Origin of the sequence: Halogeometricum sp. CBA1124 (genome assembly GCF_009741955.1) — an archaeon.
GTDB lineage: Archaea > Halobacteriota > Halobacteria > Halobacteriales > Haloferacaceae > Halogeometricum > Halogeometricum rufum.
Genome location: NZ_WPCD01000239.1, coordinates 1 through 5,088 on the forward strand (window position 1 = coordinate 1; position 5,088 = coordinate 5,088).

The 5,088-nt window shown below is 68.7% G+C and carries 7 protein-coding genes; 5 read left to right on the plus strand and 2 right to left on the minus strand.

Translation table 11 applies throughout. The annotated features are described in order from the left end of the window. The 4 genes from GJ632_RS19275 to GJ632_RS19290 all read left to right on the plus strand — a co-directional run. Window positions 1-1,410 (plus strand): DUF790 family protein (locus GJ632_RS19275; RefSeq protein WP_191453780.1); only part of this gene is annotated, 1,410 nt, incomplete at its 5' end. 134 nt (window positions 1,411-1,544) lie between these two features. Continuing rightward, window positions 1,545-2,207: a helix-turn-helix domain-containing protein gene (locus GJ632_RS19280; RefSeq protein ID WP_191453781.1), complete on the plus strand. Its 663-nt coding sequence runs from the start codon at window positions 1,545-1,547 to the stop codon at window positions 2,205-2,207. Window positions 2,208-2,293: 86 nt separating this feature from the next. Then, complete coding sequence (locus tag GJ632_RS19285; protein ID WP_191453782.1) at window positions 2,294-2,638, plus strand: hypothetical protein; 345 nt, start codon at window positions 2,294-2,296, stop codon at window positions 2,636-2,638. Window positions 2,639-2,646: 8 nt separating this feature from the next. Then, entirely contained in the window at window positions 2,647-2,931 is a 285-nt protein-coding gene (locus tag GJ632_RS19290; protein WP_191453783.1) for a HalOD1 output domain-containing protein, read from the plus strand. A gap of 39 nt (window positions 2,932-2,970) precedes the next feature. On the opposite strand, the gene GJ632_RS19295 is transcribed toward GJ632_RS19290, so the two are convergent. After that, window positions 2,971-3,534, minus strand: coding sequence for a hypothetical protein (locus GJ632_RS19295; protein ID WP_191453784.1), 564 nt, complete (start codon window positions 3,532-3,534; stop codon window positions 2,971-2,973). Continuing rightward, complete coding sequence (locus GJ632_RS19300; protein ID WP_191453785.1) at window positions 3,531-4,469, minus strand: RsmB/NOP family class I SAM-dependent RNA methyltransferase; 939 nt, start codon at window positions 4,467-4,469, stop codon at window positions 3,531-3,533. The genes GJ632_RS19295 and GJ632_RS19300 overlap by 4 nt, the downstream gene beginning before the upstream one ends. A 137-nt stretch (window positions 4,470-4,606) precedes the next feature. Here GJ632_RS19300 and GJ632_RS19305 point away from each other — a divergent pair. Beyond that, a partial coding sequence (locus GJ632_RS19305; RefSeq protein ID WP_197428099.1) for a proteasome assembly chaperone family protein occupies window positions 4,607-5,088 on the plus strand: 482 nt, incomplete at its 3' end.

Consider the following 5,088-nt stretch of genomic DNA (forward strand, 5'->3'; position numbering starts at 1 on the left):
GAACGCGAGGCGGACGACTTCAAACTCGTCCGCGGGTTCGCCGCCCTCCTCGACAGGGAGGCGACGTTCGAGGTGTCGGCCCCCCTCCCGCCCGTCCGGGTCCGCCGGGCGACGTTCGAGGAGGCGGAGGCCGCCGGGGTGCCGACGACGGAAGCGGCGCGAACGGCCGTCGTCGAACGCGTCGCGGACCGCCTCGGAACCGACTCGGCGGCCGTCGAGCGGTCGCTGTACGCCGACCGGGAGGTCAACGAGGTGCTGACGGAGTTCGACGCGCGGTGGTCGCCCGACTCGCTCCTGACGCAGTACGACCTCTCGCTCGCGCAGACGGCGCTGTTCGACGCCACCGAGGTCCGGGTCCGCAGTTCCGACCCGAAGCGACTCGTCTCGGCGGTCAAGCGCCTCGGCCTGATGTACGAGATTCGCCGCGACGGCGAGACGCGCGAACTCGTCGTCACCGGCCCCGACGCGCTGTTCCGTCGGACGCGTCGCTACGGGACGGCGTTCGCGCGTCTGCTCCGGACCGTCGCCGCGACGGCCGAGTGGCGGTTGACGGCGACCATCGACGACCGGGGCACCGAACGCGAACTGACGCTCTCGGACGCCGACGTGTCGGTGCCGGACGTCGAACCGGTGACCGAACCCACGTACGACAGCGGGGTGGAGGCCGACTTCGCCGCGCGGTTCGAGGGGCTGGACCTCGACTGGGACCTCGTGCGAGAACCCGAACCGCTCGCGGCGGGCGCGCGGGCGATGATTCCCGACTTCGCGTTCGTCTACCGTCCCGGCGGGTCCGACGACGGGGGAGACGGAGGCGACGGGACCGTCGCGGACGACGACGGCGACGAATCTCCCTTCCGCGTCTTCTTCGAGATAATGGGCTTCTGGACGCCCGAGTACGTCGAGAAGAAACTCGACCAGTTCGCCACCGTCGACGACGACGTCGAACTCGTCGTCGCCGTCGACGAGTCGCTGGCAGTCGCGGAGGACGTGGCCGAACTCGACCACCGCGTCGTCACTTACTCGGGGTCCGTCCGGGTGAAGGACGTGGTGGACGTCCTCCGCGCCTACGAGGCGGAGTTGGTCGCGGCGGCGGCCGCGGCGTTGCCGGCCGAACTCTCCCCGGACGCCGACGCGGTGTCGCTCTCGGCCCTCGCCGACTCGTACGGCGTGAGCGAGGACGCCCTCGACGCGGTGTCGTTCCCCGACCACGAACTCGTCGGACGGACGCTCGTCCGGCCCGCGGTGCTGGACGCCCTCGCCGACGAACTCGACGCCGGCACGTCGCTGTCGGACGCCGAGGAACTGCTGACGGCGCGTGGACTCACGGACGCCTCCGCGGTCCTCTCCCGCCTCGGCTATCGCGTCGAGTGGGAGGGACTGGGCGGCGGCACGCTCAGACGGAAGGAGTGAGTCCGGACACCGCGGCGGGGAGCGCTCGACGCCGTCGCACGCTCTCCACCGTCTCGGGGACCGCTTCTCCCTCTCTCGACGTGCCTCTCCCTGTCTCACCTGTATTCATACCGCCTGGAGTCGTACCCGTTCCCATGGTCGTCATCGCCGAGTTTACTATCGACTCCGACGAGTTCATCCTCGGACAGGTTCTCGCTCGCCACCCGGGGACCCACGTCGAGATGGAGCGTATCGTCCCCGCGTCGGGCCGGGTCATGCCGTACATCTGGATGCACGGCCCGGATTTCGGGGCGTTCGAGGAGTCGGTTCGCTCCAGCGACTACGTCCGCCAACTCAAGGCGCTCGACGTCGTCGGCGACAGAGCGCTCTACCGCGTCGAGTGGGAGGCCGACATCGAGAGTCTCCTCTACGGGATGGCGGAGACGGACGCGACGATTCTCGAAGCCCGCGGCGACGAGAGCTGGTTCTTCCGCATCCGGTTCGACGACCACTCCGGACTGACGGCGTTCCACAACTTCTGTTCGGAGAACGACATCACGTTCACGCTCAACCGGGTGTACACGCTGGCCGACGAGCAACCGGACGGGTACGCGTTCGAACTGACCGACGCCCAGCGGAGCGCACTCGTCACCGCCGTCGAGGGAGGATACTTCGAGGTTCCGCGGCGGACGACGCTCACCGACATCGGCGAGAAACTGGGCATCTCCGAACAGTCCGCCTCGGAGAACGTCCGCCGCGGCGCGAACAGTGTACTGACCAAGGTGTTGCTTCCACGCTCGGCCGATGACTTCAAATAGGTGACGTATATTACGGCCTCTCCCTCTTTAATCGCCTGAAATAACAGGGAGTGGGTATTACTGAAATCTTTCCCATTCGTACGTGTATGAGCAGGGAGAGCGAAGTTCAGTGGGACACGATTCTCGGGACGCTGGCGCACGAACAGCGACGACGCGTCTACCGGCGCGTCGTGGAAACGGACGGACCGACGTCGCTCGACGAACTCGCCCGGTATCTGGCGAGTGGACGGGACGCCGACGCCGCCGAACTGGCGCGCACCCGGACGCGACTCCACCACGTCCACCTCCCCAAGTTGGCCGACGCGGACCTCGTCTCGTGGGACGGTGGCGACCGTATCTCTCAGGGTTCCTTCTCTGACCATATCTCTCCGGACGTCGCGTCTCCGCCCTCGACCGTTCGCGCCGGAAGCCTGGGAGGAGCGGATGACTGACCTCGTCGATGGAGATAGAACGCACCTCCGGGGGCGCGGTCCACTCGCCGAACGACGGTGAGACGGACGAGAGCGTCACGTCTCGACTGCTGCACTGCGTGGCGGCGCTCAGAGGCGTCACCGTAGTCGACCTGCCACCGTTGGGACGGACGGTGGACCCCGAAGCCCTCGACGCACTGTTCCCGCCGAGCGGAGACGGCGCGTGTTCGCTCAGCCTGTGGTTCGCCGAGACGCGGGTGACGGTCGACGAGAACGGCGACGTGTGGGCGAACCTGCCGGAAGAAGAGGGCTGAGGTCCGGCCGGCGGCTACGAGAGGTGGGCGACCGTCCGGTCAGGAGAGGTCCTCTTGCCGCCCCTTCGGCACCGTCGAGCGCAGTTCGCCGTGGAGGTAGAGGCCGACGCCGATGGGCTCCGTCGCGCCCGCGAACTCGTGGGCGGCGACGAGGTAGCCCCAGTCGCCGTCCCACCGTTCGAGTTCCTGGTCCTCGCCGCGCACGAACCGCTCGGCCTCCTCGTCGTCGAGGACGACGACGTTCTCGGTCGCCTCGCCGCAGAACCGCTGGACGGCGTTCGTCGAGGGTTTCCAGTGTTCCTGACGCGCGCGGAGGATTCGCAGGCCGAGGCCCTCGACGGGCGAGGGCGAGGGGACGTCCGCCGCGAACGCCCATATCTTCCCGTTGCCCTTCTCCCAGAACGTGTGTCCGTCCCACGTCTCCGGGGGGACGCCGTACCGTTGCTCCCACCACTCGACGACTTCCTCGCGGGTGGGTCGCCCGGCGACGACGCGCTCGGCGGCCGTCGCGGGGAGGCGGTCGAAGCGCTGGCCGTCGTTCTCGGGCGTCTGGTCCGTCGTCTCCGCGCCGACTTCGTCCTCGCCGCTCCGTTCGTCGCTCATGCCGTCACCTCCAGTTTCGCGCAGAAGAACCCGCCCGTGTCGTTGTGGTGCGGGTAGACGCGGTGGGCGAGTTCGACCGACGGGTCGTACTCGTCGTCCTCCCACTCGGTCACGCCGGGGGCCGTCTCGAACCCGTCGGGGGCGTCCCACTCGACGAGTTCGCAGTCCTCCTCGCCGAGGACGTGGTCCAGAACCGCCTCGTTCTCCTCGGGCGCGAACGTGCACGTCGAGTAGACGACGGTGCCGCCGGGACGGGTCGCCTGCACGGCGCGGCGCAGGATGCCCTTCTGGATGCCCGCGACGCTGTGGACGTGGTTCATCGTCCACCGGTCGAGGGCGTCGGGGTTCTTCCGAATCGTCCCCTCGCAGGAGCAGGGGGCGTCCACGAGGGCCCGGTCGAAGGCGTCGACGGCGGCGGGGTCATCCGTCCCCTCGCCGAACGGCTTCAGCGAGTAGTTCCGCGCGTCCTGATTCGTCACGACGAGGTTGCTCACGCCGAGGCGTTCGGCGTTGTGCCGAAGCGCCGACAGGCGGCCGAGGTTGTTGTCGTTGCCGACGAGGACGCCGGTGTCGTCCATCAGGTCGGCAAGTTGCGTCGTCTTGCTCCCCGGGGCGGCGCAAGCGTCCCAGACCACGTCGCCCGGGTCGGGGTCGAGTGCGAGTGCCGGGAGGGCGGACACCTCCTCCTGCCCGTGGAGCCAGCCGTGGAAGTAGGGCCACGTCGTCCCGGGGCCGCGTTCGTCGAGTTTCAGCACGCCGGGGTGCCAGTCGGTGACCTCGTAGCCGACGTCTTCGGCGTCGAGTGCCGTACGCGCGCGGTCCACCGTCGTCTTGATGGTGTTGACGCGGACGACCGAGGGGAGCGACCGGTCGCAGGCCGCGAAGAACGCCTCCTCGTCGTCCACGAGCGGCGCGTACCGCTCTAAGGGGTTCATTACCCACCCGTACCGGAGGGGGGCGCTTGTGGGTTTCGGACCGCGCGTCCCGCCGGTGACTCCGGCCGGCGTGGGGTTCGGCGTTCGAGACGCCGCCCCACCGCGGTTTTACGTCAGGCGCGCGCCAAGCCCCGACCATGGCCAAGATAGACGTCCTCGACGATAGCGTGTCGCTCACCGAACCGACGATGGTCGAAGGGTTGCCGGGCGTCGGTCTGGTCGGCAAAATAGCCGCCGACCACCTCGTGGAGGCGTTCGACATGGTGCACTACGCGAACGTTTACTGTCAGGGCGTCCCCAAGGTCGCCGTCTACCACGAGGACGACCCGTCGCTCTCGACGCCCGTCCGCATCTACGCCGACGAGGAGCACGACATGCTCGTCCTGCAGGCCGACGTGCCCATCGCGCCGGGGGCGGCGACGGAACTGGCCACCTGCCTCTCCGACTGGTTCGACGAGATGCGAGTCACCCCGCTGTTCCTCTCGGGCCTCCCGACGGAGAAGACGGACGAGGTGCCGGGAGTGGGAGCAGTCACGTCCTCGCGACCACGTCTCCTTCGCGGCGCGAGTTCCGCGACGACGCGCACTCAGACAGACCGACTTCCAGTACGCACCTTCGA

What these genes read in the sequence shown, in the direction of transcription:
- GJ632_RS19280 (WP_191453781.1), top strand. Translation starts at nt 1,545, where the DNA reads ATGGTCGTCATCGCCGAGTTTACTATCGACTCCGACGAGTTCATCCTC.
- GJ632_RS19285 (WP_191453782.1), top strand. Translation starts at nt 2,294, where the DNA reads ATGAGCAGGGAGAGCGAAGTTCAGTGGGACACGATTCTCGGGACGCTG.
- GJ632_RS19290 (WP_191453783.1), top strand. Translation starts at nt 2,647, where the DNA reads ATGGAGATAGAACGCACCTCCGGGGGCGCGGTCCACTCGCCGAACGAC.
- GJ632_RS19295 (WP_191453784.1), bottom strand. Translation starts at nt 3,534, where the DNA reads ATGAGCGACGAACGGAGCGGCGAGGACGAAGTCGGCGCGGAGACGACG.
- GJ632_RS19300 (WP_191453785.1), bottom strand. Translation starts at nt 4,469, where the DNA reads ATGAACCCCTTAGAGCGGTACGCGCCGCTCGTGGACGACGAGGAGGCG.